A 26,880-nucleotide genomic window follows, 5' to 3' on the forward strand; every position below is an offset into this window, starting at 1 on the left:
GTGGCAGGAGCAAAGCAGATGTGATCACGGCATGTCTAATATCGATATCACCTCGGCGTCCATAGCGATTCGGCTATCCGGGCAGGTCGGGCCCGGGTTGTTGACGTTGGGGAGAGCAGGGACGTATACCTGCTGGGAAAACGCTTACCAGCAGGGAGATCTTCGGATGGATCCATCCAGGCGTGAGTTCCTGGACCAGGCGGCCCCGGCCCAGGTCGCCCCGGTGGGGGAGGCCGCGCCGTACGCGTCGGGCGGCGAGCAGGACGCGCTGGTGTTCAGCGTGAACGGCCGGGAGGCGGCGCTGCGGGTGGACCCGCGGGTGACGCTGCTGGACGCGCTGCGCGAGCGGCTCGGGCTGACCGGGACCAAGAAAGGGTGCGACCGCGGGCAGTGCGGTGCCTGCACCGTGCACGTGGACGGGCGGCGCGTGCTGTCGTGCCTGACGCTGGCCGTGGCGGTGCGCGGGAAGCGGGTCACCACGATCGAGGGGGTCCGCGGGCATCCGGTGCAGCGGGCGTTCGTCGAATGTGACGGGTTCCAGTGCGGGTTCTGCACGCCGGGGCAGATCATGTCGGCCGTGGCGGTGGTCGACGAGGGGCGGGCCACGACGGGCGAGGAGATCCGCGAGGCCATGTCCGGAAATATCTGCCGGTGCGGCGCATATCCCAACATTGTGGATGCGGTGCGGGCCGCGATGAGCCAGGACGTGCGCGATGCGGCCCTTTGAGTACGCCGCGCCCGAGAGCACGCACGAGGCTCTGGACCTGCCGGGCGCGTACCTGGCCGGCGGCACGACGCTGGTGGACCTGATGAAGCTCGAGGTGATGACGCCCGACCACGTCGTCGACATCACCCGCCTTCCGTTACGCGGCATCCATCCCGGCCCCGACGGCCTGCGCATCGGGGCCCTCGAGCTCATGGAGGACGTCGCCCACCATCACGGGATATATCCGGTCATCCGGCAGGCCCTGCTCCAGAGCGCCTCGCCCCAGCTGCGCAACATGGCGACGATCGGCGGCAACCTCCTCCAGCGCACCCGCTGCGGCTTCTTCCGCGACGTCGCCACGCCGTGCAACAAGCGCGCCCCCGGCACGGGCTGCCCCGCCCAGACCGGCGGCAACCGCTCGCACGCCGTCCTCGGCACGTCCTCCGCCTGCGTCGCCACCCATCCGAGCGACCTGGCTGTGGCGCTGGTCGCCCTAAACGCGTCCGTACGGCTGGCCACGCGTACCGGCGAGCGGACCGTCGAGGTGGCCGGCCTGTACACCCTGCCCGGCGACACCCCGCACGTCGAGCACCAGGTGAAACCCGGGGAGCTCGTCACCGAGGTGATCGTCCCGCCGCTGCCCTGGGCGAGCAGGTCCGTGTACGTGAAGGTGCGCGATCGCCGGTCCTACGAGTTCGCCCTCACCTCGGCCGCCGTGGCGGTCGACCTGGACGGCGGCGCCATCCACAACGCGCGGATCGCCGCGGGCGGCGTGGGCACGGTCCCGTGGCGGCTGCCCGAGGTCGAGGCGGCGCTGCGCGGCGGCCCGGCGACGGTCGAGGCGTTCGAGGCGGCCGCCGAGTTGTCCGCGCGCGGCGCCCGCCCGCTGGCGGACAACGCCTTCAAGGTTCCCCTGCTGAAACGTACGATCGTGCGAGCCCTCGTGGAGGCCACCCGATGACCGACAGGGAAGACGGGCACGTCAAGGTCACCGGCGCCGCCCGATATGCCGCCGACCAGCACCTCGACGGCCTCGTCTACGGCTATCTGATCACCGCCACGATCGCCAGGGGCACGATCCGGCGCATGGACGTCCCCGACGCGCCCGGCGTGCTGGCCGTCTACACGCCGTTCAACCCGCTCGAGCTGCATCCGTTCGCCGAGGAGGACAACGCCGAGCTGACGCCGCCGATCCAGAGCCCCGGCGTCCGCTACTACGGTCAGGCCATCGGCCTGGTCGTGGCCGAGACGTTCGAGCAGGCCAGGGACGCCGCCGCGCTGGTCCGCTGCGAGTACGACGCCGAGCCGCCGCAGGCCTGCTTCTCCGAGGGGACCCCGGTGGCCGCGGGGACGAGCCAGGTGCTCGCCCCCGGTGTGGGCTCGATCGACGAGGCTCTGGCCGGCGCCGCCGTGCGGATCACCGCCACGTACACCAGCCCGGCCGAGAACCACGCCGCCATGGAGCCGCACCCCACCCTCGCCTCGTGGAACGGTGACCATGTCACCGTCTACACCGCCTCCCAGGGCGTACGGCTGGCCGTGGACCGGCTGTCGGAGACGCTGGGCATCGACCGCTCCAAGATCCACGTGATCAACCCCTACGTCGGCGGCGGGTTCGGCAACAAGTGGGACACCTGGGCCCACACGCCCCTCACCGTGGCCGCCGCGCGGGCCCTGGGCAGGCCGGTCAAGACCGTACTGACCCGCGAGCAGGTCTTCACCGTCGTCGGTCACCGCCCGCCGACCAGGCAGACCGTCACACTCGGCGCCGACAGTGACGGCACGCTCGTCGCGGTCAAGAACGACGGCGTCTCGGCCAAGGCGGTCTCCAACGGCTTCTTCGAGTCGGCCGCCGACCTGTCGATGATCATGTACGGCGCGCGGAACCTGCACGTGAGCCGGTCGTACGTGCCGCTGGACACGCCGGTGACCACGATCATGCGGGCGCCGGGTGAGTCCAACGGGTCGTTCGCCCTGGAGAGCGCCCTCGACGAGCTGGCCGGCGAGCTGGGGATGGATCCCCTGGAACTGCGGCGCAGGAACGACTCCCCGGTCAACCCGTCGAACGGGCTGCCCTGGTCGAGCAAGCACCTGGCGGAGTGCTACGACCTGGGCGCCGAGCGGTTCGGCTGGTCGCAGCGGGCCGAGGAGCCGGGCACGGTGGTGGACGGCGACTGGCTGGTGGGGATGGGCATGGCCACGGCCACCTACGGCGCGTTCAGGGATCAGGCGTCGATCAAGGTGCGGCTGCTGTCCGACGGGCGTGCCACGGTTTCCGGGACCGCGGCCGACCTCGGCACCGGGCAGTCGACCGTGTTCGCGCTGCTCGCGGCGGAGGGGCTGGGCATCCCTGTCACGCGGGTCGTGCCGGAGCTGGGTGATTCCGCCTCGCCCCCGGCGGCCGCCGCGGGCGGGTCGGGATCCACGTCCACGAACGGGCCCGCCGTACAGCTGGCGACCTCGGCGGCGATCGCGGCGCTGCTGGAACTCGCGACCGGGAACCCCGCCTCGCCCTTCCACGGCAGGAAGGCGCGCTTCGCGGAGGGCGAGGTGGTGGCCGAGGGGCTGGCGATGCCGTTCGGCAGGCTGCTGAGCTCGCTGGACGTGCCGGCGGTCGAGGCCACCGCCACCTCGCCGCGCAACCAGGTCAAGGATCACGCCTTTCGCTCGTTCGGGGCGCACTTCTGCGAGGTGCGGGTGAACCGGTGGACGATGGAGCCGCGCGTCACCCGGTGGGTGTGCGTCGCGGACGCCGGCACGATCGTCAACGAGAAGACCGCGCGCAGCCAGATCATCGGCGGCATCGTGATGGGGATCGGGCAGGCGCTGCTGGAAGATCTGCGGCTGGACGCCGCGACCGGCCGCTTCACCAACGCCAACCTCGCCGACTACCTGGTCCCCGTCAACGCCGACATCCCACCCATGGACATCCGGTTCCTGGACTACCCAGACACGTTGCTGAGCCCGCTGGGCGCGCGCGGGATCGGCGAGTTCGGCATCGTCGGCGCGGCGGCCGCGGTCGCCAACGCGGTGCACAACGCGACCGGCCGCCGCGTGCGCGACCTACCGCTCACCCCGGAGAAGCTGCTCGCCTGAGGGTGGTCAGGCCGAGCTCGTGACCCTCACTGGAACCAGGTGGCCAGCGCCTGGTCCAGGGCCTTGTCCTGATCGCTGCCCGCCCAGGCGACCACCCCGTCAGGCCTGACGAGCATCGCCAGGAAGCCGGGATCCTCGGCGGGCTCCGCCTTGAGCAGGGGGACGCGGGGATCGGCGGCCAGCGAGAGGCCGAGATCGAGCAGGAGGCCCTGGCCCGCGTGCAGATGGTCGCCCACCCGGGTGCCGTCGGCCAGCTCCAGGTCGGGGGCGCTGCGCCCGATGAGCGGATGGTCGCCGGGCAGGTCGTAGCGCTGCCACACGCCGGAGAGCTTCTTGACGAAGTACGTCGTGCCCGTGACCGTGCCGACCAGGTCGGAGACGATCGAGCGCAGGGCGCGGGCCTTCGGGTCCGGGCGCATGAGCAGCACCTGGGCGCGCGTCCAGTCGAGCACCCAGGCGCCGATGGGGTGGCGCTCGGCGGTGTAGGTGTCCAGGAGCGACTCGGGGGCGTGGCCGTGGACCACGCGGGCCAGCTTCCATCCCAGGTTCACGGCGTCGCCGATGCCCAGGTTGAGGCCCTGGCCGCCGAACGGCGAGTGGACGTGGGCGGCGTCCCCGGCCAGCAGGACGCGGCCGAGGCGGTAGGTCGTCGCCTGGCGGGCGTTGTCGGTGAAGCGGGTGGCCGACCGCACGCCGGTGATCGTGACGTCGACCCCGGAGGCGTTGCGCAGGCTGGCCTGGAGCTCCTCGGCCGTGATGGGGGCGTCGCGGTACTCGGGCGGGCCGTCGAACTCCACGGTGAGGATGCGCCCGGGGATGGGGCCGTGGACGTAGATGCCGGTGTCGGTGTGGTTCCAGCCGAACCCGAGGCCCTCGGCGCCCTCCATCGTCACCAGCGCCTGGTGGCCGGTGATCTCCGGCGGCGTGCCAGGGAAGTCGAACCCGGCGATCCGCCGGACCGTGCTGCGCCCGCCGTCGCAGCCCACCAGCCACGCCGCCCGCAGCACCCGCTCGCCCGCTTCGACCGTCACCCCGTCGGCCGAGGTCTCGAACCCGGTCAGCTCGACGCCACGCAGCACGTCCACGCCGAGTTCGGCGGCCCTGGCCGCCAGCACCTGCTCGATGTCCTGCTGACTGACCCCGGTGAGCCGGGCGGCGGGACCGCGATCGGCGAAGTCGGGATCGTCCTCGTCGACCAGCTCCCCGAGCAGCCACAGCGCCGCGAAGTGCCCGGCGAAGCTCTTCCCCTTGGGCGGAGCGCTGTCGCCCTTGCTCGCCATGAAGGCGCGGAACTGCGCCATCGTCCGCTCCTGCGCCTCGGACAGCCGCCCGAACAGCCCCCGCCGGTAGAACGCCTCCGCCGTGGGTGTGTTGATCGCCCCCGCCTTGATCGTCTCGTCCACCTCGGTGAGCCGCTCGAGCACGGCCACTCGCACCCCCTGGATCCCGAGCTCGCACGCGAGCATCAGGCCCACGGGCCCGCCACCGGAAATGATCACGTCGTAGTCCATGGCTAAAACCATACCCGACTCAACTTTGAGTGCGCTAAACTTTTTTTATGAGCCTGCGCGAACGTAAGAAGGCGGAGACGAGACAGCGCATCTCCGATCAGGGCTCGCTGCTGTTCTACGAGCGCGGCTTCGACAACGTGACCATCAGCGAGATCGCCGAGGCGGCGGACGTGTCCAAGGTGACCGTCTTCAACTACTTCCCCCGCAAGGAGGACATCTTCCTCGACCGAGTCCCCGAGCTGATCGACATCCTGACCGGCACGATCAGGGAAAGGCCCGCGGGCGAGACCGTGCTGGGCGCGCTGCGCCGCATGCTCCTCGGGCATGTCGCCACCGGCCACCCGCTGGCCGGGATCGAGGACCACTACCGCTACTTCTGGCGGGTGGTGCTCGACTCCCCGGCGCTGCGCGCCCGGGCCAGGGAGGTGGCCGACGAGGTGGAGGCGGTGCTGGCCGCCCTCTTCTCCGAGTCGGGCGAGGACCACGACCCGCGCCTGGCCGCCGCGTTCGTCGTCGCGGCCTTCCGCAGCACCTACCAGGCCACCGCCGCCCGCATGCTCGCGGGCGAGAGCGCCGCGGACGTGCACGACGACCACGTCGCCGCCGTCAACAGAGCCTTCGACGCGCTCGAGCGCGCCTTCCTCTAGCCAGAGATCACGGTACGGCCGGCCCGTCCACGGTGGGGGGCGGGAGGTGGTTGTAGGCCGGGCGGAGGTGGTGGGTGAGGTTGTGGGGTGGGGGGAAGAGGCGGAGGAGGAGGTCGGGCGCGGCGGGGGCGGGGCGGCGTTCGGGGCGGTGGAGGGTGGCGCCGGCGGCGTAGAAGTCAGTGAGGCGGTCGGCGAAGGGGACGTCGTCGACCGTGAGCGGGGCGGGGGCCTCGAGGGAGCCGAGGAGCTGGTCGCGGGTGCGGCCCCGCCAGGCCAGCACGAGGAAGGGGTCGTCGTCGAAGGACTCCGCCAGGAGGTACAGCACGGCCGAGAGGTGCTTGCACGGCCAGCCCCAGTCGGGGCACGAGCACTCCATGTCCAGGGACTGCGGGAAGAGGTCGAGGCCGAGCGAGGAGAAGACCTCCTCGATCTCCGGCGGCATCTCCCCGGCCAGCAGCTTGGCCTTGAAGACGGCCTGCGCGGCGATGGCCTCCTCGATGGCGGCCCATTGGGCCTCGCCGTACGCGGTGATGTTGATGGTGATCTCGTAGGGGGCAGGGCGGGAGCCCTGGACGGCGGCCTGCACCAGGCCGGCGGACAGGTCGATGGACAAGACCTGGCCCTTGCGCGCGTAGGTGCGGCCGCGCGAGAGGCGGCCGCTGTCGCAGATGCGCTCCAGGACGTCGATGAAGCGCCGCGACCACCACGACGACCCGATCGAGCCGCGCTGGTTGCGCGCCTTGATGCCGCCCTCGACCTTGATGGGCGCGCCCTTGTCGAAGAACGGCATCACGCCACCCCCTCGGCGGTGAGCCGGAAGACCTCGCGCAGCTCCTCGGTCGACAGGTCGGTCAGCCAGTCTTCCCCGGTGCCGACGACGCGCTCGGCCAGCGCCTTCTTGCGCTCGATCATCTCGTCGATGCGCTCCTCCAGCGTGCCGGCGCAGATGAGCTTGCGGACCTGCACGTTCTTACGCTGCCCGATGCGGAAGGCGCGGTCGGTGGCCTGGTCCTCGACGGCCGGGTTCCACCAGCGGTCGATGTGGACGACGTGGTTGGCGGCGGTCAGGTTGAGCCCGACCCCGGCCGCCTTGAGCGACAGCAGGAACACCATCGGCTCGTCCTCCTGCTGGAACCGGTCGACCAGGCGGTCGCGCGCCTTCTTGGGCAGCCCGCCGTGCAGCCACAGCACCGGCCGGTCGAGGCGCTGGGTCAGGTAGGGCTGGAGCATGGTGCCGAACTCGGAGTACTGCGTGAAGAACAGCGCCTTCTCACCCTCGGCCGTGATCTCCTCGGCCAGCTCCTCCAGCCGGGCCAGCTTGCCCGACCTGCCCGACAGCAGCGAGCCGTCCTTGAGCAGGTGGGCCGGATGGTTGCAGACCTGCTTGAGCTTGGCCATGGCGGCCAGCACCATGCCGCGCCGTTCGATGCCCTCGCTGTCGTCGATCTTGCCGATCATGTCGTCGACGACCGCCCGGTAGAGCGAGGCCTGCTCGGGGGTGAGCGTGCACCACTCCTTGACCTCCAGCTTCTCCGGCAGGTCGGAGATGATGGTCTTGTCGGTCTTGACGCGGCGCAGCACGAACGGCCCGGTGGCCCGCTTGAGCGCGTGGGCGGCCTGCTCGTCGCCGCGCGCCTCGATCGGCTCCTGGAAGCGGGTCTTGAACCGCGACCGCGAGCCCAGCAGCCCGGGATTGCAGAACTCCATGATCGACCAGAGCTCGGCCAGGTGGTTCTCCACCGGGGTGCCGGTCAGCGCCAGCCGGCTCCGCGTCGGGATCGCGCGCACGGCCTGGGACTGCAGCGTGCCGCTGTTCTTGATCGCCTGCGCCTCGTCGCACACCACGCGCCGCCACTCCACCTCGCGCAGGGCCTCGAGGTCGCGCTGGGCCGTGCCGTAGGTGGTGATCACCAGGTCGGCGGAGGAGATCTTCGCGGCGTCGCGGCCCGCGCCGTGGTGCACGTAGACCCGCAGCGACGGGGCGAACCTGGCCGCCTCGCGCTGCCAGTTGCCCACCAGCGACATCGGGCACACCAGCAGCGTCGGCAGCTCGGCCCGCTCGTGCAGCAGCAGCGACAGCGTCTGGATCGTCTTGCCCAGCCCCATGTCGTCGGCCAGCACGCCGCCGAGCCCCAGCTCCGACAGGAAGCTCAGCCAGGCCAGCCCGCGCTCCTGGTATGGCCGCAGCCGGGCGTCGAGCCCGGCCGGTGCGGCCAGCGGCACCAGGCGGTGCTCGGCCTGCCCGGACAGCAGGTCGCCGAGGACGCCGTCGGCGTCGACCTCGAGCAGCGGCAGCTCGTCGTCGTCGCCCTGGATCACCGTGCGCAGCAGATCGGCGGCCGGCAGCCGGCCGGAGCGGGCGCCCTCGACAGCGCGCAGCGCGGCCTTGAGCTGGCGGTCGTCCAGCTCCACCCACTGGCCGCGGACCCGCACCAGCGGCACCTTCAGCCGCGCCAGCTCGGCCAGCTCCGCCTCGCTGATCGTCTGGTCGCCGACCGCCAGGTCGATGCGGAAGTCGACCAGCTGCGCCAGCCCGAACCCCTGGCTGGTGGCCGCGCTCTGCGGTTTGCTGCGGGTGGTCAGCTTCAGCCCCAGCCGGGTACGGCCGGCCCAGCGCGGCAGCTGGACCCCGAACCCGGCCGCCTGGAGCAGCGGCGCCGCCTGCCGCAGGAAGTCGAACGCGCCCGCGGTGTCGAGATCCAGCTCGGCGGGCTCGGCGACGCGCAGCGCCCGGTCGAGCTCGGGATACAGCCGTACGGCACGGCCGAGCCCAGCCAGCAGCTCCCGCTCGGGCCGGACGGGAAGCCCGACGACGGGCTCGCCGCTCCACACCCGCCGGGCGGGAACGTAGAGGCTGGGATCGTCGGCGGCCTGCAGGGCCAGCTCCACCCGCCAGAGGTCGTCGGCCTCGGGCGGCTCGACGAGGCGGAAGCAGACCCGGGCCGCGCCGTCGCCCGCCGAGACCGCGGCGTGCCAGCCGGCCAGGTCTTCCCGCAGCTCGGGCAGGTCGACGCAGGCGGGATCGGGGCCGGTGAGCGCGGCCAGCCACCGGTCGAGCAGGGTCTTGGGCCTGGCCACGAGGGGCTCGGTGAGCCGCTCGCGGACCAGGGCGTCGGTGAAGGCGTCGAGCGCCTCCCGCAGCACCTCCGCCGAGGGACGCTCCACCCGGGAGGTACGGCAGGCGGGCGGCATGGCCAGCGCCAGCTGCCTGAAGTGGGCCGCGTCCGGCCCTGTCAGCACCGGACGCCACGCCGCCACCGCGTTGTCCTGCGGGATCGACCACATGTCGACCTCGGCGGGCTCGCCGAGCGAGAAGAGCCCGGGCACGACGCGGCCCCGCCGTACCAGATCGCGGGCCAGGTCGGCGACGGCGGCCCAGTGGCGGACGGTGGCGCTGCCCGGGTGGTCGTCGAGCACGCGCAGCGCGGCGGCGACCGGCGGCACGGCGGCGGGCACCCGCCACAGCCGCAACCGCGGCCGGATGATCTCCGTCATCCGCCCGGTCTCGGGCGAGGGCAGCGGCTCGCGCGCGGATCCGGGCAGCAGCAGCTCGAGGTCGCGATGCGGGAAGTCCTCATCGGGGAAGGGCGCCACGGCGAACGGGTGCGCCCCGGCGCCGTGCGCGGGTGCGGCCACGGAGCCCTCCGCCCAGAAGGCGAGTGCGTCTCCCGCCCAGACTCCGTGTACGACCAGCACCCCGGCAGGTTACCGCCCGCCACCGACAGGTCGGCGCGGGTCTGCTAACGTGCTCGGCAATTTGGCCGCAGGCAGGAAGGACACCATGGGATTCGTGACCGGAGAGAGCAGCTGGCGGGACCGGCTCGGCAACCTGCGCAACGTCGTCCGTCAGGAGCTCGTCACCCGGCAGCTGGCGCGGCACCTGCCTGAGGAGCCGGCCCGCGTGCTGGACGTCGGCTGCGGCCAGGGCACCCAGGCCCTGCGCGTCGCCGCGCGCGGACACCACGTCACCGCGCTCGACGCCTCGGCGGACCTGCTCGGCCTGCTGCGCCAGGGCATCGAACCGGGCATGGACGTGCGGATCGTCCACGGGGATGTCGACAGGATGGGCGAGCTGTTCGAGCCGGGCTCCTTCGACGTGGTGCTGTGCCACGGCGTGCTGATGTACTTCGACGATCCGGACCCGCTGATCGCCGCCCTGGCCAGGGTGCTCGCGCCCGGCGGCAGGCTGTCGCTGCTGGTGCGCAACGGCGACGCGATGGCCATGCGGCCGGCGCTGCTGAACGACTGGGCCGCCGCCAGGCAGGCGTTCGGCGCCGAGGGGTACACCAACCGGATCGGCGTGCGGGCCCGCGCCGACCGCCTGGAGGACCTCACACGGCGGCTGGCCGTACACGATCTCCAGGTCGAGGAGTGGTACGGCGTGCGGGTGTTCACCGACGCGGCGGCCAACGAAGCGCCTGTGCCCGCGGACCTGGAGGAGCTGCTGGAGTGCGAGGAGCAGGCCGGGCGGACAGACCCGTACAGAAGGGTCGCCGCACTCACGCATCTGGTCGTACGCTGAAAACATGAATCCTCCCGGATCGTGGTGCGAGCGGCCCAAGCCGCCGGCTCCCTCGTGCGAGCTGCCCTCCCCGTGGAGCAAGCCGAAGAAGCCGGACAACTGGTGTGAGGTCGAGTCGCCCCTGGGTGACGTGGTGGGCCTGCTGCTGCGTCTCGCCAGGCGCTGACGGAGGCTTTGCCTGCCCTTGCCATCCCGCTCCGACCCGGAAGGCGAGAATCGGGTCAAAGGGGGCGAAGCCATGAGTGAGACCGACCCTGGCTACATCGAGGGGCATGCGGGCGACGTGGGATCGCGGCGTGCCACGATCGGGACCCCGATCGACGAGGGGTCCATCAACGTCCCGCAGCGCAGGCCGGGAGCGACGGAGAACGCCGAGGCGTGGGTGAAGTCCCACGAGCGGCACGACGTGTTCGTTCCCGCGAGCCGGATCACCGGCGGAGACGTCCTGGACACGACCGGCGACGAGGAGTCCAAGGCGGTCCGCCTCGAGGAGGAACGCGAGAACCCGTTGATCGCGGCCAGGGACGCGATGGAGGCCGATCTGGAAGGCCGGTGAGAAAGCCCTTCCGCTGGGTAGTCGCATGTACGGCTGTCGTAATCGTGGAAGGAGCTTTGCCGGTGCTTGCCTCGGCGCTCGTGCCGATCGGTAAGAACCAGGTGAGGCGGGCGGCAGCGCTCGAGGGGGAGACCGAGGAGGACGACGTGCACAAGAACACCGACATCGACGTGAAGAGCAAGGCGGAAGCCGTCAAGGCCAAGGCGGCCGAGGTCGCCGAGAAGATGCCCGACCAGGTCAAGGACGCGGTCAAGGCCAAGGCCGCCGAGGTCGCCGACAAGATGCCCGACCAGGTCAAGGACGCCGCCGACAAGGTGACCACGGAGGCCAAGAAGCGCCCCGTGCTGGTCATGGTGGCCGCGGGAGTCATCCTGGCGCTCGTCGCGCGCAGGCTCATGAGGCGCGGCAAGACCAAGTAGGGACCCCGCCACCTGGGCCCGATACGCTGCCGGAGTGATGCGTCGTACGGCACTGGGAGCCCTGCTCGCCCTGCTGATCGCGGGATGCGGTGCGGGCTCCGCAGTGAGCAATCTCGGCACGGTGGTCAAGGGCGCCAAGGGCGCGACCACCCAGGTCTCCGCCACGGGCGGCGAACGGTTCTCGCTGGCCGTCGCCGACAATCCCTCGGTCGGCGACTCGTGGACGCTGGTGGCCGTGCCAGACGCCACCGTGGCCTCCTTCATCAGCAAGGAGCACCACAGCCAGGGCGACGCCCCCGGCTCGCCGGGCACCAGCTACTTCGTCTTCAACGCCAAGCACCCGGGGACCACCGAGATCAGGCTGCACGACTGCTGGCGCTGCGGCCAGAACAAGACGCCCACCACCGAGGACAGCAAACGCCAGTCAGGCGAAGCGATCTTCGAGCTGACGGTCAAATGATTACGGCACGGCAGAGCGTGTCGATGGTGACCGCGGTGACCACCTCGGTGTCCGCGCCCGCCGCGATCTGACGCTGCCCCTCGCCCAGGATGCTCCACCCCAGGTGAGCCACCAGATCGGGGTGGTCGTGCCCGGCCTGCGCCGCGAGGGCGCGCAACGGCTCGATCATCGTCTCGTGCAGCTGGCCGAGCCGCGCCTGGCACTCGTCGGGCAGGTCGATCACGGCGAAGGTGGGCAGCAGCACGTACTCGCGGCTGTGCACGAACGTCAGCGCGGCCGCGCCGTACGCGCCCAGCCGCCCGCGCAGGTCGCCGGGCCCGCCGGCCGCCGTGGTGAGCACCTGCGCCCAGCGCGGGATGGAGTCCTCGACCAGCTGGGCCAGGATGTCGGCGGTGGAGGAGAAGTACCGGTAGACGCTGGAGCGCGCCAGCCCCACCCGGGCGCCCACCGCGGCGGGGGTCAGCGCGGCCGCGCCCTCGTCGGCCAGGATCTTCAGAGCGGCCTCGAGCAGCGCGGCGTGCTGGCTGGCCCGGTGGTCGGCCACCGTCGCCGCGGTGATCCTGGGCACGGGTCACTCCTCCTCGCGTCGTCTCCCCCCAGTATCGGGCAGCAGCAGCGCCGCGCCGACCCCGGCGAGCAGCACCGCGCTGGTCACGAACGTCACCCGCCGGGTGGCCTCGGCCGAGGCCTCGACGGCGGCCGCGCGGGTGGCGGGCTCGCGGATGGCGGCGATGGCCGCGCCCCCGGAGTCCTTGACCGCGCGCGCCAGGTCGGGCCTGCCGGGCAGGTGGCGTTCCATCGCCCCGCCGAGCCCGGTCACCAGCACCCCGCCCAGCGCGGCCACGCCGATGGCGGCCCCGACCTGGCGCATCGTGGACTGCAGCCCGGAGGCCTGGCCCGACTGGTGTGGCGGCACCTGGGCCAGCATCACGCTGGTCAGTTGGGCGGAGGCGAAGCCGACGCCGAGACCGTAGAGCGCCAGCCACGGCACGAACGTCCACGGCCCCAGATCGGGGGAGACGACCAGGCCGATGCCGGCGGCGCCGATCGCCTCGCACAGCAGGCCCACCTGGACGATCCGCCGGGCCGGGAGCAGCTTGGCCAGCCCGGGCACGATCCCGCCCGCCACGAACGCCCCGGCCGCCAGCGCGGCGATGATCAGCCCGGTCTGGAAGGCCGAGTAGCCGATGGCGGTCTGCAGGAACAGGGGCAGCACCAGGATCATGCCGAACTCGCCGAGCGCGACCACGGTCGCCGCGGCCCCGCCGTACCGGAACGAGCCGATCGAGAACAGCGACAGGTCGAGCATCACCGCGCGGCCCCTGCGCGCCCGGGAACGCTCCACCAGGACCAGCCCCGTCAGGGCCAGTACGGCCAGCGCGAACGCGAACGGCACAGGGGAGGACGCGCCCCAGCCGTAGCGCTGGCTCTCGATCAGGCTGAACACCAGCGACGACGTGCCGGCCATCGACAGCAGCACGCCGGGTATGTCGTAGCCGCCGGCCGACGGGTCGCGCGACTCGGGTAACCGCGTCGCGCCGGCCAGCACCAGCAGGCCGATGGGCAGGTTCACCCAGAACGCCCACCGCCAGCCGTGGTCGGTCACCAGCCAGCCGCCGAGCAGCGGCCCGACCGCCGCCATGCCGCCGATCACCGAACCCCAGACGGCGAAGGCGATCGTCCGGCGCGGGCCGGTGTAGAGCGCATTGATCATGGCCAGCGTCATCGGCACGACCATGGCCGCGCCGACGCCCTGGATCACGCGGGCGCCGATCAGCATCGGCCCGCTCACCGACGCGGCCGCCAGCACGCTCGCGGCCAGGAAGATCACCAGGCCGAGCACGAAGACCAGCCGCCTGCCCCGCACGTCGCCGGTGCGGCCGAGCGGGATGAGCAGGGCGGCGAACATCAGCGAGTAGATCGAGTTGATCCACTCCACGTCCGTGGCCGATAACCGCAGGTCGGCCAGGATCGCGGGGACGGCGACGTTCACGATGGTGGCGTCGATGATGATCATCGACATGCCGACCGCGAGCACGAAGAGGGGGAGCCAGCCCTGACGGGTTCGCTCAGATAGCGACACCATGTCGCTAAGGATAGCAACAGCGTGTCTTGAAACAAGGGGTGAGGTTGGAGAGGCTTCCTGTCATGGACTTCATTCGCGTGCGCGCGTCGGCCGACGGCGCGGAGACGATCTCGTGGTGGACCGGTGACGTGTACGGCTGGCAGGACGACGACGGCCCGCACCACCTGTTCGGCTTCGAGGGGATCAACGTGGCCAGGGCCGTCGAGACCGACGAGGGGTGGCAGCTGCTGACCCGCGAGGTCGCCGCCTACCTCGATCCGCGCAGCCGCGAGATCCTCTCCGTCTGGGAGAACCCGATCACCGGCAGGTCGGTCGAGGTCCAGCACGTCTTCAACGATCCGGTCAACCAGCGCCTCGGAAACTACCCGGTCCCCACGACGTCGCTGGGCGACCAGGTGGTGTTCAACGTGGACATCCGGCTCGCCTACCCCTCACCCCTTCCAGTCGCGAAATATCCGGAGAATTCGGCAAATGACACCTACAGGGCTCTCGAGCTCTTCCAGTTCTTCGCGGCCGAGGCTGATCTGAAGTCGGATATGCCGGATGTGCCGACGGTGTTCTCGTGGTGCCGGGTCTCGCCATGGCTGCCGTGGATGGCCATGGGCCCGCGCGGCGGCGGCCTGGTCTACCACTGCCGCGGTGCCAAGGTCTCCTCGGTGCCGGAACGGCTGCGCTCCTTCGCCGGTGAGCACTTCATGCACGCCCCCACGGAGTTCGGCGGGCGGAACATGACGAGTTGGACGGCCTTCGCCGATAAAGTCAGGCGGTGAGCACCGACCTGTTCTGCGAGATCATCGCGGGGGAGCGGCCCGCTTTCGTCGTCCACTCCGACGAGGTGGCCGTCTCCTTCCTCGACGCGCGCCCGGTCTTCAAGGGGCACGTGCTGGTCGTGCCCCGGATCCACGTCGAGACGCTGATGGACCTGGCCGACGTCGGCCCCTTCTTCGAGCGGGTGAAACTCGTCGCGGGCGCGGTCGAGGAGGGGCTCGAGGCGGCCGGCACGTTCGTGGCGATCAACAACCGCATCAGCCAGAGCGTGCCGCACCTGCACGCGCACGTCGTGCCGCGCAACCGCAAGGACGGGCTGCGCGGCTTCTTCTGGCCGCGCACCAAGTACGACTCGGACGAGGAGGCCCGGTCCTACGCCGACCGCATCACCACGGCCATCGCCACGGCCTCCTGAGGTCAGGGGCGGGAGGGCGCGGGCTCGACCGTGACCACCGCGTTGTAGTCGGGGATGCCCGCCTGCGGCGAGTGCTTCGTGCGGTCGACCAGGACCTCGCCCTCCGGCCAGTGCACCTGCAGGTTGCCGGGCGTGACGGGCGCGCGGCAGACGCGGCACGACAGTTCGCCGCCGGCGCTCCTGAGCGTGACCCGGTCGCCGTCGGACAGGCCGAGGCGGTCGGCGTCGAGCGGGTTCATCAGGACGGCCTCGCGGGTGGCGCCGGTCAGGGTGTCCCGCTGCTCGTGGACCATCGAGTTGAACTGCTTGCCCCTGCGGGTGGCCACCACGAACGTCCCGTCGGGGCGTTCCACGGCGGGCAGCTCGACCACGGAGAAGTGGGCCTTGCCGTCGGGGGTGGGGAAGTCCCAGCCACGGCAGAGCAGCGGCCCGCCGTACTGGAAGCTGTCGCCCTTGGCCGTGAGCGTGTCGATGCCCCGGTAGGCCGGGACGGCGCGGGCGATGTCCTCGCGGATCTGCGGTGTGCCGGTGTAGCGGACCAGTGCCGCGATCCCGGGCTTGGCGCGGGCGGCCAGCTCGGTGGTGATCTTCCACTCCGGCCAGGCCTCGGGGGTGCGCGGGCCGGGGATCTCGGGGGAGAAGATGATGCGGCGCTCGGTGGAGGTGGCGGTGACGCCGCCGATCATCTCGTAGCGGGTCTGGGCCGGCAGCAGCAGGACCGTGTCGGCCGGCGCGACGAGCATCTGGCTGGACAGGCAGATGTCGATGTGAACCCGCAGCGGGATGCGGGCCAGGCGGGCCCTGGAGTAAGCCGGGTCCGGCAGCACCTCGAGGAAGTTGCCGCCGCTGGAGATCAGCACGTCCAGGTCGCCGTCGAGCATCTGCGGCGCCGTGAGTCCGGGCCGGGCGGGGACGTCGAATCCCCACAAGTCCCGGAATTTCGCGGCATTCTCCTCGTTGACCGCCAATCCACCTGGCAGCGCCGTGCTGTAGGCGCCCATCTCCGCGCCGCCCTGCACGCCGCTGTGGCCACGGATCGGCATGAGCCCGCACTTTTCGCGACCCACGAAGCCCTTGCTGAGGCCCAGGTTGACGATCGACCGGACGTTGTCCTCGCCGAACTCGTGCTGGGTGATCCCCATCGACCACACCAGCACCGCCGTACGGGCCTCACTCAGCATCCTGGCCAGCTCCAGCATGTCCTCGATCGAGGCGCCCGAGACCGCCGCCAGCTCCTCGAACGAGCGCTCGGCCAGAGCGGCCTCGAGCTCGGGGAACCCGGCCGTGTGCGCGTCGACGAAGTCCCTGTCCACCCACTTGTTGTCGATCATGTGCTTGAGCACGCCGCTCAGGAACGCGATGTCGCCACCCACGTTGACCAGGAAGAACCGGTCGGTGATCCGGGTGCCGAAGACGGCGGACTCCACGTTGGACGGCACCCAGTACCGGTCCATGCCCGGCTCGCGGTAGGTGTTGACGACCGCGACCTTCGTGCCCTTCTTCTTGGCGTGGTACAGGTACTTCATCGCCACGGGCTGGTTGTTGGCCACGTTCGAGCCGATGAAGACGATCAGGTCGCTGCCGATCCAGTCGGTGTAGGAGCACGTGGTCGCCGCCACGCCGAGCGTGCCCTTGAGCACGACCGTGGACGGCGAGTGGCAGATGCGGGCGGCGTTGTCGATGGCGTTGCCGCCCAGCGCGCGCACGGCCTTCTGTGCGGCGAAGTAGTTCTCGTTGGGCTCGCCCCGGCTGGTCATGTACATGCCGAACCTGTCGGGCCCGGCCTGTCGCAGCCGCTCGGCCGCCAGGTTGAGCGCCTCGTCCCAGCCGATCCTGGTGAAGCCCGGCTCTCCCGCACGCCTGATCATCGGGTACGGCAGGCGTCCCAGATCCCGCAGCTCCGCACTCGACTTACCGGATATTTCCGAAATGTCAGCCAGAACCCCGGCGTCGAGGGGTGGCATCGTGTTGAGCCGCAACAGCCTGAGCCGGACGTTGCACAGGTGGACCTCGTCCATCGTCCAGTCGTGCAGGCCGCTGGTGCCGAGCGAGCAGCCGTCGCACGCGCCGTCGCGCAGGATCCGCCAGGCGAAGCGCCGCCGCCCCCGGTTCTCGCGGAAGGCCTTCCAGATTTCGAGGTAGTTGTTGGGCTTCTGCTCGCCGAGCCCGAACGGCTTCAGGCTGGCCCAGTTTCTCATGACACTGCTCCTTGCCCCTCTTCGGAAAGTAGATCCGGGGCGGGAACGCCGTCAAGGTAGGCTCCGCCCGTGGAGTACCTGGTCGGCGTGGTGGTCGTGGCGATGCTCGTGGGCGTGCCCGCGATCGTGCTGTGGCGGGTCGTCCGGGGCCGCAGGGACCTGGGCACCAGCCCGGCCGAGCGGGCCACGTTCGAGACACTGCACACCGCCTCGCTGGCGGCGCCGCCGCTGCGGGCGGGGCTGACGGCCGAGGGCGCGCTGAAGGCCTCGCGTCACCTGCGCGAGCTGCTCGGCTCGCCCGCGCTGGCGATCACGGACGGCGAGCGGCTGCTGGTCTACGACGGCGCGGGCGAGCACCACGCCCGCGAGGCGTTCGAGCACGCCGCCGCCACCCTGCGCGACGGCCGCACCCAGGTGCTGGCCATCGAGTGCGAGCTGCTGGAGTGTCCGATCAGGCACGCGGTCGTGGTCCCGCTCACCACCGACGACCGGGTGGTCGGCTCGCTGGCCGCCTACGGCCCGCACGCCTCTGCCGGGCTGGTGCGGGCCGCGCAGGAGGTGGCCGGGTGGGTGGATTCCCAGCTCGAGCTGGCCGAGCTGGACCGCTCACGGACGATGCTCATGGAGGCCGAGGTGCGGGCGCTGCGGGCGCAGATCTCGCCGCACTTCATCTACAACTCGCTGACCACGATCGCCTCGTTCGTCCGCACCGATCCCGAGCGGGCCCGTGAGCTGCTGCTGGAGTTCGCCGACTTCACCCGCTACAGCTTCCGCCGCCACGGCGAGTTCACCACGCTGGCCGAGGAACTGCGCTCGATCGACCGCTACCTGATACTCGAGCGCGCCCGCTTCGGCGACCAGCTGCAGGTCACGCTGCGCATCGCGCCCGAGGTGCTGCCGGTGGCCGTGCCGTTCCTCTGCCTGCAGCCGCTGGTGGAGAACGCGGTACGGCACGGCCTCGAGAGCAAGGACGGGATCGGGCGGATCACGATCATCGCCGAGGACGCCGGGGCGGAATGCCGCATCAGCGTCGAGGACGACGGCCTCGGCATGGCGCCCGAACGCCTGCGCCGCGTGCTGGCCGGGTCCGAGGGCAACGGGGTCGGCCTGGCCAACGTCGACGAGCGCCTGCGCCAGGTCTACGGCGACGAGTACGGCCTCGTCGTCGAGACCGAGAAGGACGCGGGGACCAAGGTGAACATCCGCCTGCCCAAGTACCACCCGGGCGTCTCGGTCCACTAGCCGAGCAGGTCGGACAGGCGCAGCCGCTTGAGCTCGGGGTCGTCGCGGGCGGGCAGCCGGGCGACGAGCCGCTCGGTCGGGACGATGCCCAGCGGCCTGGCCGTGTCGATCTCGTCGTGGATGAGCTTGGCGACCCGGCGGGCGTCCTTGGGCACCAGGTCGGAGGAGTTCCACGCCTTGATGACGGCCTCCTTCCTGAGCGCGTCCATGGACTCCACCTCGCCGCGCAGGCCCGCCTCGATGGCCCGGCGCATCAGCTGGGCCAGCTCGGGCGTGATGGGGGAGTCGTGCTCGGCCCTGGTCTCCAGGCGGATCACCAGGTAGTCCAGCTCGACCGGCCGGCCTCCCGCGCGCAGCCTGCCCTCGACGATCTCCAGCGGACCCGGTGGCTCCGGCGCGTCCAGCACCACCACGTGGCCCGACTGCACCGGACGGCCGACGCCGCCCGGCGCCACCATGCTCCAGTGGACGCCCAGCTTGGGCTGGTCGCCGGTGGCGTCGAGCACGGTGTCCATGCCTTCCGACATCTTCTCCGCGATCGTGGCCGCCGTGGACAGCGGCGGCCCGACCAGTGCCGCGAGCTTGCCCAGTACCTGCACCGCCGCGGCCAGCGGGCCGCGCTGCGACACCTGGAACAGGCCCGCCTCGACGCTGACGACGCCGCCGTGGTATGGCAGCAGCGGCGAGATCGGCAGGTCCAGGTGCACGCCGGGGGTGGACCAGGCGGGCGTGGTCACGGCCGTGAAGGCGCTGGGCTGCGCGCCCAGGAAGGTCAGCGTGACGCCGCCGTGCAGGGCGGGGTAGTGATCGTTTCCCCAGGTCCTGCGCTGCGCCAGGAATCCCTCCACCAGCCAGGCCCGCAGGTAGCCCTCGCGGGGCAGCAGCGGCCTCGAGCCGGGTTCCGGCAGGAACGCCAGGTGCGTGTGCTCTGCCCGCGCACTGAACCACTGGGAGATACGGCTCATCGAGCCTCCTCGCTTTCCGTCGGGAGGAACAGGATCACATCGCACATCGCCCGGACATCGCCCCCGGCCTCGGCGACGACCTCGCGCAGCCGCCGCTGCAGCCTGAGCATCCGCCGCCCGTCGACCATGTTCCGCCTGGCGATCTTCCAGGTCGCGCAGATCTCGACGGCCCTACTGGCGGCCCGGTCAGGCAACGGCGGGATGATCAGTACGGCCGGCGCATCCGCATGGCAGAGCGTCCGTGCGAAGGTCAGGAACCCGGCGTGCTCCTGTTCGTCGAACGGCCTGGGCGGGCCGTCCACAGGATCCGCCTGGAGGATGTAGAGCCTGGGCAGGCCCGTCGGAGCGACGAGCTGTTCGCGCCTTGCGGACACGACCGAGGGCTCGAGGTCGATCATGAGGCGCAGCCGTACGCCGTCCCTGGTGTCGACCGGAGTGCCGATCAGATGCGTGCGCTGGCCGAGAAGCTTGACGCCCTGGAATCTCGGCACGTGGTCGGGACCCTGGTAGTCGTAGTCGGTCTCCAGTGCGAGCCGGGCCGTGGAGTGCTCCGACCGGAACACGGCGGGCAGGCGGTCGCCGAAGGCGAGGCCGTCCTCGGGCGGAGTCCCCTCAAGGCGGACGGCTCGGACGTCGGGAGGCACTTCGACGCCCCTGATCAAAGCCGAGACCCTGACACTCAGCGCCGGTGTCCACCTCCAGAAGCCGCCTTGCCAGGCCGGTCCGCCCCAGGCCGCATAGGTGTTGCGGTGTACCGATGCCACGCCGTCGGGATCCAGCGTGACCGTCATCCCGCGCGCCAGCCATGGCACGATCGCCCGGCTCAGACGCTCAAGCAGGCCCGGCCGGGGCGGCATCTGGTATTCGGGTTGCGGCTGCGCGGGTTCCATGGGTTCCGCGTCGATCGGCTCGTCGGCCTCGTAGGGGGTCTCCGCCTGCTGCGCGAGCTCCACGGCCTGCCGTCCGAGGTCGGTGTCGCGGCCCAGGTCGTCGGCCGCCCGGTACAGCAGTTCGGCGGCTCTGTCGGGGAAGTGGAGGGCGAGCACCTCGGCGTACTCCAGAGTGCGCAGCCCGCGCAGCCACCGGAAGCGGGTGGCGGCGAAAGGCAGCGGCGCCTCCAGGCGGGACTGCGGCGCCAAACCCTGGTCCACCTCATGCTCCAGCCGTGCCTGCTGAGTCCAGGCGGGCGGGATGCCGTCCTCGTCCTCGATCGTCGAGCCGGGCCAGAGGTTCAGCCCGCACCGCCAGGCCGCGTAGACCGAGCCCGTCGCGATGTTGTCCTCGGGCCGCTGGCCCGTCACCAGCGTGATCGTGATCCACGCCTCCGCCCGGCACACCGGCGACCCGGAATACGCCAGCTCCCTGATGGCCCGGTAGTGCTCGAGCGAGCGGGCCCGGCGGCACACCATGAGCAGCCCGAGCTGGCAGGCCTCGACCGTGTCCGGGTCGTCCCCGGCGGTCAGCGCCTCTTCGAGCCGGTCCCGCAGCAGCTCGGCCGCCGTGGCGTGCTCGCCGATGGACACGTACGCCTCGGCCAGCGCGACGACGAAGGGCTTGACCTGCCGTGCCGCCCAGGAGGTCACCGGCCCTGGAAGGTAGCGGTCGACGCGGGCGAAGGAGTCGAGCAGCTTGCGGGACGCCTTCCAGGACAGCAGTTCCAGAGAGCGCAGGCGGTCGGCCTCGGGCGAGCCGGCCTCGCTCATCCTGGGCCGCTCCTCCTGCCGGTCGCCGAGGGCAAGCCGCCGCACCAGCTCCACCCTGGCCCACGCGTCCCCAGCAGGAGGGTGGTCGGCGGCCACCGGGTGCCCCGCGACGTCCAGCGCGATCCGACGCGCCTCCTCCACGATCTCGAGCGCGGCATCGACGTCCGAGGCGATCAGGGCGAGCGCCGCCGCCTGGTCCAGGGCGAATGAGCGGGTCACCGGATCGTCCGTGAGGTCCGCTGCGTCCCGGACGTCCTGATGATTCACCCGGCGGTTCTGCGCCATCCACCCATCCACGGCCGCCACGATCGACGCGGTGCGAGCCGATTCGATGGAGACGATCCGGGTCAACTCCCAGAGGAAGTCGATCCCCTCGGTGTCGCCCGCGGCCACCCGGCCGAGCAGCGCGCGGTCGCACTGCTCGGGGGAGCCGATCCGTTCGACGTGCCGCCACAGCGGAGCCACCCCGCCGGCGCCGGCGTGGATACGGCAGGCGGCCTGGGTCGACAGCACGGCCGCCAGGACCGTTCCCGAGCAGGCGGCGGCCGCGCGGGCGGCGACCTGCTCGGCCCACCCCCACGCGTCCTCGGCCACGACCCGGTCCTCGATGCGCTGCCACAGCGCCACCGCCTCCCGCTCGGCGAGGAAGCGTACGGCCGGCAGCACGGTCCCCGTGGTCACCTCCGCCACCGACGGCGCGGCGTCGATGGCGCGCGCGGCGGCCGAGCCGAGCACGGTCTCGTGCACGGGGAACCGGCGGGGATCGGTCGCGGTCTCGGCCCGCAGCCGCTCGCGCAGGTTCGGCTCCAGCTCCACCAGCGCGGGCCGCCCGTCGGCGGTGTAGGCGCGGACCCTGGCCCACTCCTGCGCGGCCAGCTCGGCCAGCACCGCCTCCGCCTCGACCCCCAGCTCGCCGAAGACCTCGCCGACCAGGGACCGGTCGATCGTGCCCAGCTCGGCGGCCACGCCCAGGCAGCGCGCCACGGCCGGGTCCTTGATGCGGCCGATGATCCGCTGCCTGATGTACGGGTCGCCCGGCGCGGACAGCAGCTCCCGCGCGTCCAGATCCGGCTCAGCCAGCAGCCAGTCGGCGTAGGCGGCCAGGTCGAACGGGTTGTACTCGTCGCCGGACCGGGCCCGGGCCAGCACCACGTCACGGTCGCGCACCTCGCGGGCCGCCAGATACCGCTCGGCCTCGGCCCTCGAGAACCCGCCGACGTGGATCACCCGCAGGTACGGCCGGGGCCGCAGCCGCGGCCCGGCGGGCGCGTCGCCGGAGGGCGGCGGCACCAGCCAGCGCCGCCCCGCGAGCAGCACCTTCAGCGACGGCACCTTCTCGTGCAACATCTCGAGCAGCTCGAAGGTGACGTCGATGCCGGGCGCGGGCTCGCCGGGCGGGTACAGCTTGGCCAGCTCCTCGCAGGTGTCCAGGACGAGCACCACGTCCTCGGGGATCGAACGCAGGAACGCGGCGAACTGCCTGACCATCGCCTCCCGCAGATCCCTGACCCGCTCCTCGACCCGGACGGCGGCCTCCAGCTCCTCGTGCACGGCGTCCACGGCGTCGAGGAAGGAGAGGTAGCTCCTCTCCCTCAGCCGGTCGCCCACCCAGCCGAGCAGGTCGACCGCAAGAGCCAGGAACATCTCGCCCGGCCGGTTCTCCGGGTAGCGCGGGTCGAGGTGGTCGAAGTCGACCCGCGCCGCCCGCAGCCCCAGGTGCCTGATGAGCATGGTCTTGCCCGACCCGCCCGGCCCGAGCAGGTGGACGGCCCAGGAATCGGCCTCCTCGATCGCGGCCTCGAGCTCCCTGCGGGGCTGGTAGTGGCGCAGGTAGTGCGCGTCCTCCGTCTCCCTGGCGGCCCTGGCCAGCCGCCACTCGGCGCGCCGCGCGGACCCGACCCGGTGCCCGCCGACGACCTCCGCGACGGCCTTGGCGGTGGCCACGAGCCGCGCGGCCTCGGGCACCGCGCCGTTCTCGATCAGCCGCTCCACCTCGAACAGCAGCCGCAGCCCCGACGGGTCGTCCTCGAGTGCCAGGAGCGAGTGGCGCTGCTCCGGGATCAGTCGGCTGAGAGCCTCGGCCTTGTCCACCGCCAAGCGCAGCGCCTCAGGAACCTCGGCACGCAGGTAGGCGCCCAGCTCGGGACGGACGCTCTCGCGGATCCAGAACACCCGCTCCTCGGAGCCGTCCTCGCGCAGCACCGTGGTGCTCTCCACCAGCTCCGAGTCGGGCATGGGTGCTATGCCGGCCACCTCGGCGAGTTCGTCATCCCATAGCGGGATCAGTGCCAGCACGGCCAGCTGGTGGGCCGGGTAAGCGGCGAAGCGCCGCTGCCGCAGGCGCTCGTCCAGGGTCGGCTGGGGCTTGCTCATGGCGCCAGCCGATGCAGTTCGGCGTACACGCGCCAGGCCGCCTCGTCGTCGTGGGCGACGAAGTGCTTCCACTCGGCCAGCACGTCGACCAGGAAGTACAGCGTGTCGGCCACGCCGGCAGGATGCCCGCGCAGGTGCTTGCTGAACGTGGCCCGCAGCGCCTCCTTGTCGTGCCCGGGTGCCGCCACCCACACCTTCCTGTAGCGGTCGTCGGGATGCCACGCCTGCAGCAGGACCCACTGGTAGCCGAGCATCGCCTCGTCGTCGGGCAGCGCCGTGAGCGGCTCGAAGCGGTAGGCGCCCATCCCCGGACGCTGCGCCTTGAAGGCGCTCAGCGGCACGCACTGGTCGAGCGCCGCCGTGGCCACCACCGGCACGGGACTCGCCGCGCCGCCCAGCCCGTTCGGCGTGACCAGGTCGAGCAGGCCCGGCGGCTCCGACTCGATCCACCCCAGCGCGCCCAGCCACAGGTGCAGCCCTTCCGCCAGCACCACGACCCGCGTGTGGTCACCGTACGGCAGGCCGAGCCGTTCCCCGGCGACCCGGGCCAGCGCGGCGAGGTCGGCGGCCAGCGCCTCCCTGACCACGTCGAGATCCAGCGCGCCGGGAGCGTCGCGGAAGGCGACCACCCCGCGTCGCGGGCTGCCCGGCGGGCTCGCCGCGCCGGGCGGGAGACCTGCGGCGACGGTGCCGAGGGCAGGGGCGGGCAGGCCGAGCCGGTCGCAGGCGTCCAGCGCCGCCTTCAGCACGGCGGCCACCGCCTGCCGTAACGTCCTGGGCGCGGTGTGCTGGGTGTGCGGGGCCAGCAGCAGCGGGACGTGACCTGCGTGTAGCAGCCGGAAGCCGATCTCGCGCAGCAGCCGGGTCGCGCCCAGCTTGGCGAAGCCGCCCTCGGTGTAGGCCACCAGCAGCCCCGGCCCGCCCGGCAGCAGCCGGTCCACCTGGTCGAAGATGGCGCGTCGCCCGATGTAGACCGGGTGCTGCGCCAGGTCCAGCTGCCTGGCCTGCCCGAGCACCCGGCGCGCGGGCTCGGGGTCGACCGGGCGGAAGGCAGCGGGCAGCGACGCCGCCGTGTACACGGTCGGCCTGGCCCAGTCGTCGCGCGTGCCGGGGTCCGGCTCGCCCACCAGCGCCGCCCGGCGGCCGTGCGCGGCGGCCTCTGCCACGCCGTCGCCGTTCAGCAGCGCCCTGACCAGGCGCTTGGAGAACAGCCGGCAGGCGGGCTCGGCCACCTCGCCGTCCATCGCCACCACGATCGGCACGCCCGCCCCGATCAGCTTCGCCGCGAGAGAGGCAGGACTCAGCCGCGCCGTGTGGCAGACGCTCAGCACCACCGCCAGCGGCCGGTGACCGCCCGGTAGCAGCGCGGCGACCAGCTGGTCCGGCGGCACGAGAGCGCCCGACAGCTCGACGAGCAGCCTGCCGTCCTCATCCAGCCTGCCGTGCGCCACCAGGTGGATCAGATCTGGACGGAACGCCTCGACCCGGCCGGCGAGCGTGTCGGCGCTCAGGTCGTCGGCGACGCTGGCCAGCGCCAGCCCCTCCGACTCGCACTCGCGCAGCAGCCCGAGGAACATCGCGCCCGGCAGGATCACCGGCTCGGTCAGCTTGGCCCCCGAGGCGAACAGCACCCGCGGCGCCCCCGCCACCACGCCCGGCAGCGGCGTGTCCGACGCCACCCGGCGGGTGATCGCCACCAGCAAGCCCGGATTCGCCCCGAGCGGCCGCTGGCCGTCGTGCATCGCCTCCCACAGGTGCCCCTGCAGCGACATCGGCAGGTCGAGCGCCAGCTCCACGCCCCGGCTCGCGCGCACCTCAGGCAGTTCCAGGATCCGCTCCCACAGCGGCCCGAGCAGCGCCTCGAACAGCTCCTGCCCGTCCGCGGCGCCCACAAGAGGCCGGACGAAACCGAGATCCCGTGTCCCGACCGGGGTACGCACGACGTTCGTAGGAGGTTCGTTGAAGCCCCATTGGCCCCTTCGCCAGCCGAGCCGTACCACTTCGATCACGATGCGGGGCAGGCTCATCGCAGCACCCGCCTCGTCAGACGGTCGGCCAGCGCCCGGACGTCGCCGGCGGGCGGCGCCGACCCCATCGTCCCCGGAGGCCCGCACGTCGGCAGGTAGGCCAGCAGATTGCGCCGTACGGCGGGCCCGGGCGGCGCCGCCACCCCGGCGGCGATCATCGTCCGGGCGGCCTCCCGCGACCTGACCTTGGTGATCGTCGGATCGTCGGAGGCCAGCGCCGCGGTCCAGGCCGTCACCAGGCGCCCGTCCACGGCCCCGGCCAGCGAGGCCAGCCGGTGCCCGTCCACGGTCAGCTCCAGCATCGCCGAGGCCAGCGGATCCGACAGCCCGATGATCGCCAGCCGCCGATCGAGCGGCGGGTAGTACAGGCCGTCCACCGGCAGCCCGTGCATGAGCTCGCCCACCATCCAGCCCGCCGCGGACCCCACCATGAGCGCCGAGTACACGTCGGCGAACACCTCGTCCGCCCAGTCACCCGCCACCGCCGTGGCCTCGTAGACCAGGTCCAGGTCGTGCATCACCAGATGACCCGTCTCGTGCGCGGCCACGACCAGCCACCAGGGTTCGCGCACCGCCCAGTCGGGCAGCGAGATCACCGGGATCAGCTCGTCGGCCAGCTCGGCCACCAGCGCGTCGTCCGGCGCCCGCAGCGCCCTGGGCACCTCGCGGCGCGGCGTGGCGAACGCGTCGAACAGCGGATCCAGGTACGGGAGCGGTCCAGCGGGAGGCCGCCGGCCGAGCACGTCGAACGGCTGCCACCAGCAGCTGCGCACGATCTCGTCGGCGGCCGCCAGCACGGGACCGCGCACCGGGTCGAGCCGCTGGTCGTACTTGGGCGCGTACCACTCGAACAGCCGCTTGACCGTCAGCAGGCTCTGGTCGAGCTCGTGGCACCGGGCGTAGGCGGCGCCGGAGTCGGGCCCAAAGTCAGCTGCGGTCACGGCCAGGAGCTTGGCGCGGATCCCGGACAGCATGCCGTACAGGACGGTCTCGAGGACCTCGAAGTGGTGGCCGAAGCGGGCGAAGCCGGGCTTGGCGGCGCGGGCCGCGAGCCAGGCGGCGAGCTCCTCGCGCAGCAGATCGGCGGCGGCGACAGAGCGTTCCACCCTTGCCTGGACACGCACGTACTGGACGATACAGCGGCCGGGCGGCGCATGCCGTAGCTGTGATCGGGCTGTGACGGCCA

Annotated in this window: 22 protein-coding genes; 12 read left to right on the top strand and 10 right to left on the bottom strand. The window is 72.0% G+C overall.

Annotated elements, in window-relative coordinates:
• The first annotated feature begins 166 nt into the window (after window positions 1-166).
• The 3 genes from ACIBHX_RS05380 to ACIBHX_RS05390 are packed head-to-tail and all read left to right on the top strand — an operon-like array spanning window position 167 to window position 3,802.
• Window positions 167-727 (top strand): (2Fe-2S)-binding protein, encoded by a 561-nt coding sequence (locus ACIBHX_RS05380; protein ID WP_397064439.1) that lies wholly within the window; start codon window positions 167-169, stop codon window positions 725-727.
• Complete coding sequence (locus ACIBHX_RS05385; protein WP_397064441.1) at window positions 714-1,667, top strand: FAD binding domain-containing protein; 954 nt, start codon at window positions 714-716, stop codon at window positions 1,665-1,667. Before ACIBHX_RS05380 ends, ACIBHX_RS05385 begins: the two co-directional genes overlap by 14 nt.
• Complete coding sequence (locus ACIBHX_RS05390; protein ID WP_397064443.1) at window positions 1,664-3,802, top strand: xanthine dehydrogenase family protein molybdopterin-binding subunit; 2,139 nt, start codon at window positions 1,664-1,666, stop codon at window positions 3,800-3,802. Before ACIBHX_RS05385 ends, ACIBHX_RS05390 begins: the two co-directional genes overlap by 4 nt.
• 26 nt (window positions 3,803-3,828) lie before the next feature.
• Here ACIBHX_RS05390 and ACIBHX_RS05395 read toward each other — a convergent pair whose 3' ends face one another.
• Complete coding sequence (locus ACIBHX_RS05395) at window positions 3,829-5,313, bottom strand: FAD-dependent monooxygenase (RefSeq protein ID WP_397064445.1); 1,485 nt, start codon at window positions 5,311-5,313, stop codon at window positions 3,829-3,831.
• Between the two features lie 47 nt (window positions 5,314-5,360).
• On the opposite strand from ACIBHX_RS05395, the gene ACIBHX_RS05400 reads away from it, so the two are divergent.
• Window positions 5,361-5,960, top strand: coding sequence for a TetR/AcrR family transcriptional regulator (locus ACIBHX_RS05400; protein ID WP_397064446.1), 600 nt, complete (start codon window positions 5,361-5,363; stop codon window positions 5,958-5,960).
• 7 nt (window positions 5,961-5,967) lie between these two features.
• Here the strand turns inward: ACIBHX_RS05400 and ACIBHX_RS05405 are convergent, their stop codons facing one another.
• Entirely contained in the window at window positions 5,968-6,750 is a 783-nt protein-coding gene (locus tag ACIBHX_RS05405) for an SWIM zinc finger family protein (protein WP_397064448.1), read from the bottom strand.
• The gene (locus ACIBHX_RS05410; RefSeq protein ID WP_397064450.1) at window positions 6,750-9,656 is read right to left on the bottom strand and encodes a DEAD/DEAH box helicase; all 2,907 of its coding nucleotides are present in this window, start codon (window positions 9,654-9,656) and stop codon (window positions 6,750-6,752) included. Before ACIBHX_RS05410 ends, ACIBHX_RS05405 begins: the two co-directional genes overlap by 1 nt.
• Window positions 9,657-9,750: 94 nt before the next feature.
• On the opposite strand from ACIBHX_RS05410, the gene ACIBHX_RS05415 reads away from it, so the two are divergent.
• The 5 genes from ACIBHX_RS05415 (at window position 9,751) to ACIBHX_RS05435 (ending at window position 11,917) form a co-directional block, all read left to right on the top strand.
• Window positions 9,751-10,482, top strand: a complete 732-nt coding sequence (locus ACIBHX_RS05415) for a class I SAM-dependent methyltransferase (protein ID WP_397064452.1) — start codon at window positions 9,751-9,753, stop codon at window positions 10,480-10,482.
• Window positions 10,483-10,486: 4 nt separating this feature from the next.
• The gene (locus ACIBHX_RS05420; RefSeq protein ID WP_397064453.1) at window positions 10,487-10,648 is read left to right on the top strand and encodes a hypothetical protein; all 162 of its coding nucleotides are present in this window, start codon (window positions 10,487-10,489) and stop codon (window positions 10,646-10,648) included.
• Between the two features lie 72 nt (window positions 10,649-10,720).
• Window positions 10,721-11,038: a hypothetical protein gene (locus ACIBHX_RS05425; protein ID WP_397064455.1), complete on the top strand. Its 318-nt coding sequence runs from the start codon at window positions 10,721-10,723 to the stop codon at window positions 11,036-11,038.
• A 62-nt stretch (window positions 11,039-11,100) separates the two neighbouring features.
• Complete coding sequence (locus ACIBHX_RS05430) at window positions 11,101-11,457, top strand: hypothetical protein (protein ID WP_397064457.1); 357 nt, start codon at window positions 11,101-11,103, stop codon at window positions 11,455-11,457.
• 37 nt (window positions 11,458-11,494) lie between these two features.
• Window positions 11,495-11,917, top strand: a complete 423-nt coding sequence (locus tag ACIBHX_RS05435; RefSeq protein WP_397065028.1) for a protease inhibitor I42 family protein — start codon at window positions 11,495-11,497, stop codon at window positions 11,915-11,917.
• Here the strand turns inward: ACIBHX_RS05435 and ACIBHX_RS05440 are convergent.
• Together ACIBHX_RS05440 and ACIBHX_RS05445 are read right to left on the bottom strand one after the other, a co-directional pair.
• Complete coding sequence (locus tag ACIBHX_RS05440) at window positions 11,910-12,485, bottom strand: TetR/AcrR family transcriptional regulator (protein WP_397064458.1); 576 nt, start codon at window positions 12,483-12,485, stop codon at window positions 11,910-11,912. The two genes, ACIBHX_RS05435 and ACIBHX_RS05440, sit on opposite strands and share 8 nt — an antisense overlap.
• 3 nt (window positions 12,486-12,488) lie before the next feature.
• Window positions 12,489-14,003: an MFS transporter gene (locus ACIBHX_RS05445; RefSeq protein WP_397064459.1), complete on the bottom strand. Its 1,515-nt coding sequence runs from the start codon at window positions 14,001-14,003 to the stop codon at window positions 12,489-12,491.
• A 62-nt stretch (window positions 14,004-14,065) separates the two neighbouring features.
• Between ACIBHX_RS05445 and ACIBHX_RS05450 the strand changes: the two genes are divergently transcribed.
• Both ACIBHX_RS05450 and ACIBHX_RS05455 read left to right on the top strand, forming a co-directional pair.
• Window positions 14,066-14,773 carry a DUF1838 family protein gene (locus tag ACIBHX_RS05450; protein ID WP_397064461.1) on the top strand — a complete coding sequence of 236 codons (708 nt, stop codon included), beginning with the start codon at window positions 14,066-14,068 and terminating at the stop codon, window positions 14,771-14,773.
• Complete coding sequence (locus ACIBHX_RS05455) at window positions 14,770-15,186, top strand: HIT family protein (protein ID WP_397064463.1); 417 nt, start codon at window positions 14,770-14,772, stop codon at window positions 15,184-15,186. The genes ACIBHX_RS05450 and ACIBHX_RS05455 overlap by 4 nt, the downstream gene beginning before the upstream one ends.
• A gap of 2 nt (window positions 15,187-15,188) precedes the next feature.
• Here ACIBHX_RS05455 and ACIBHX_RS05460 read toward each other — a convergent pair whose 3' ends face one another.
• Window positions 15,189-17,384, bottom strand: a complete 2,196-nt coding sequence (locus ACIBHX_RS05460; RefSeq protein WP_397064465.1) for an FdhF/YdeP family oxidoreductase — start codon at window positions 17,382-17,384, stop codon at window positions 15,189-15,191.
• A gap of 69 nt (window positions 17,385-17,453) precedes the next feature.
• Here ACIBHX_RS05460 and ACIBHX_RS05465 point away from each other — a divergent pair, with 69 nt between their 5' ends.
• Window positions 17,454-18,626 carry a sensor histidine kinase gene (locus tag ACIBHX_RS05465; RefSeq protein ID WP_397064467.1) on the top strand — a complete coding sequence of 391 codons (1,173 nt, stop codon included), beginning with the start codon at window positions 17,454-17,456 and terminating at the stop codon, window positions 18,624-18,626.
• Here the strand turns inward: ACIBHX_RS05465 and ACIBHX_RS05470 are convergent.
• The 4 genes from ACIBHX_RS05470 to ACIBHX_RS05485 are packed head-to-tail and all read right to left on the bottom strand — an operon-like array spanning window position 18,623 to window position 26,818.
• Window positions 18,623-19,591: a hypothetical protein gene (locus ACIBHX_RS05470; protein WP_397064469.1), complete on the bottom strand. Its 969-nt coding sequence runs from the start codon at window positions 19,589-19,591 to the stop codon at window positions 18,623-18,625. The genes ACIBHX_RS05465 and ACIBHX_RS05470 overlap by 4 nt on opposite strands.
• Window positions 19,588-23,667: a hypothetical protein gene (locus tag ACIBHX_RS05475; protein WP_397064470.1), complete on the bottom strand. Its 4,080-nt coding sequence runs from the start codon at window positions 23,665-23,667 to the stop codon at window positions 19,588-19,590. The genes ACIBHX_RS05470 and ACIBHX_RS05475 overlap by 4 nt, the downstream gene beginning before the upstream one ends.
• Entirely contained in the window at window positions 23,664-25,694 is a 2,031-nt protein-coding gene (locus tag ACIBHX_RS05480) for a CHAT domain-containing protein (RefSeq protein ID WP_397064472.1), read from the bottom strand. Before ACIBHX_RS05480 ends, ACIBHX_RS05475 begins: the two co-directional genes overlap by 4 nt.
• Window positions 25,691-26,818, bottom strand: coding sequence for a hypothetical protein (locus tag ACIBHX_RS05485; protein ID WP_397064474.1), 1,128 nt, complete (start codon window positions 26,816-26,818; stop codon window positions 25,691-25,693). Before ACIBHX_RS05485 ends, ACIBHX_RS05480 begins: the two co-directional genes overlap by 4 nt.
• Window positions 26,819-26,880 lie beyond the last annotated feature (62 nt).

Source organism: Nonomuraea sp. NPDC050536 (assembly GCF_044457685.1).
Lineage (GTDB): Bacteria > Actinomycetota > Actinomycetes > Streptosporangiales > Streptosporangiaceae > Nonomuraea.

Coding starts and splice junctions, on each gene's coding strand:
- ACIBHX_RS05420 (WP_397064453.1), top strand. CDS start 10,487: ATGAATCCTCCCGGATCGTGGTGCGAGCGGCCCAAGCCGCCGGCTCCC.
- ACIBHX_RS05445 (WP_397064459.1), bottom strand. CDS start 14,003: ATGGTGTCGCTATCTGAGCGAACCCGTCAGGGCTGGCTCCCCCTCTTC.
- ACIBHX_RS05450 (WP_397064461.1), top strand. CDS start 14,066: ATGGACTTCATTCGCGTGCGCGCGTCGGCCGACGGCGCGGAGACGATC.
- ACIBHX_RS05480 (WP_397064472.1), bottom strand. CDS start 25,694: ATGAGCCTGCCCCGCATCGTGATCGAAGTGGTACGGCTCGGCTGGCGA.
- ACIBHX_RS05405 (WP_397064448.1), bottom strand. CDS start 6,750: ATGCCGTTCTTCGACAAGGGCGCGCCCATCAAGGTCGAGGGCGGCATC.
- ACIBHX_RS05400 (WP_397064446.1), top strand. CDS start 5,361: ATGAGCCTGCGCGAACGTAAGAAGGCGGAGACGAGACAGCGCATCTCC.
- ACIBHX_RS05460 (WP_397064465.1), bottom strand. CDS start 17,384: ATGAGAAACTGGGCCAGCCTGAAGCCGTTCGGGCTCGGCGAGCAGAAG.
- ACIBHX_RS05470 (WP_397064469.1), bottom strand. CDS start 19,591: ATGAGCCGTATCTCCCAGTGGTTCAGTGCGCGGGCAGAGCACACGCAC.
- ACIBHX_RS05425 (WP_397064455.1), top strand. CDS start 10,721: ATGAGTGAGACCGACCCTGGCTACATCGAGGGGCATGCGGGCGACGTG.
- ACIBHX_RS05435 (WP_397065028.1), top strand. CDS start 11,495: ATGCGTCGTACGGCACTGGGAGCCCTGCTCGCCCTGCTGATCGCGGGA.
- ACIBHX_RS05390 (WP_397064443.1), top strand. CDS start 1,664: ATGACCGACAGGGAAGACGGGCACGTCAAGGTCACCGGCGCCGCCCGA.
- ACIBHX_RS05475 (WP_397064470.1), bottom strand. CDS start 23,667: ATGAGCAAGCCCCAGCCGACCCTGGACGAGCGCCTGCGGCAGCGGCGC.
- ACIBHX_RS05385 (WP_397064441.1), top strand. CDS start 714: ATGCGGCCCTTTGAGTACGCCGCGCCCGAGAGCACGCACGAGGCTCTG.
- ACIBHX_RS05395 (WP_397064445.1), bottom strand. CDS start 5,313: ATGGACTACGACGTGATCATTTCCGGTGGCGGGCCCGTGGGCCTGATG.
- ACIBHX_RS05380 (WP_397064439.1), top strand. CDS start 167: ATGGATCCATCCAGGCGTGAGTTCCTGGACCAGGCGGCCCCGGCCCAG.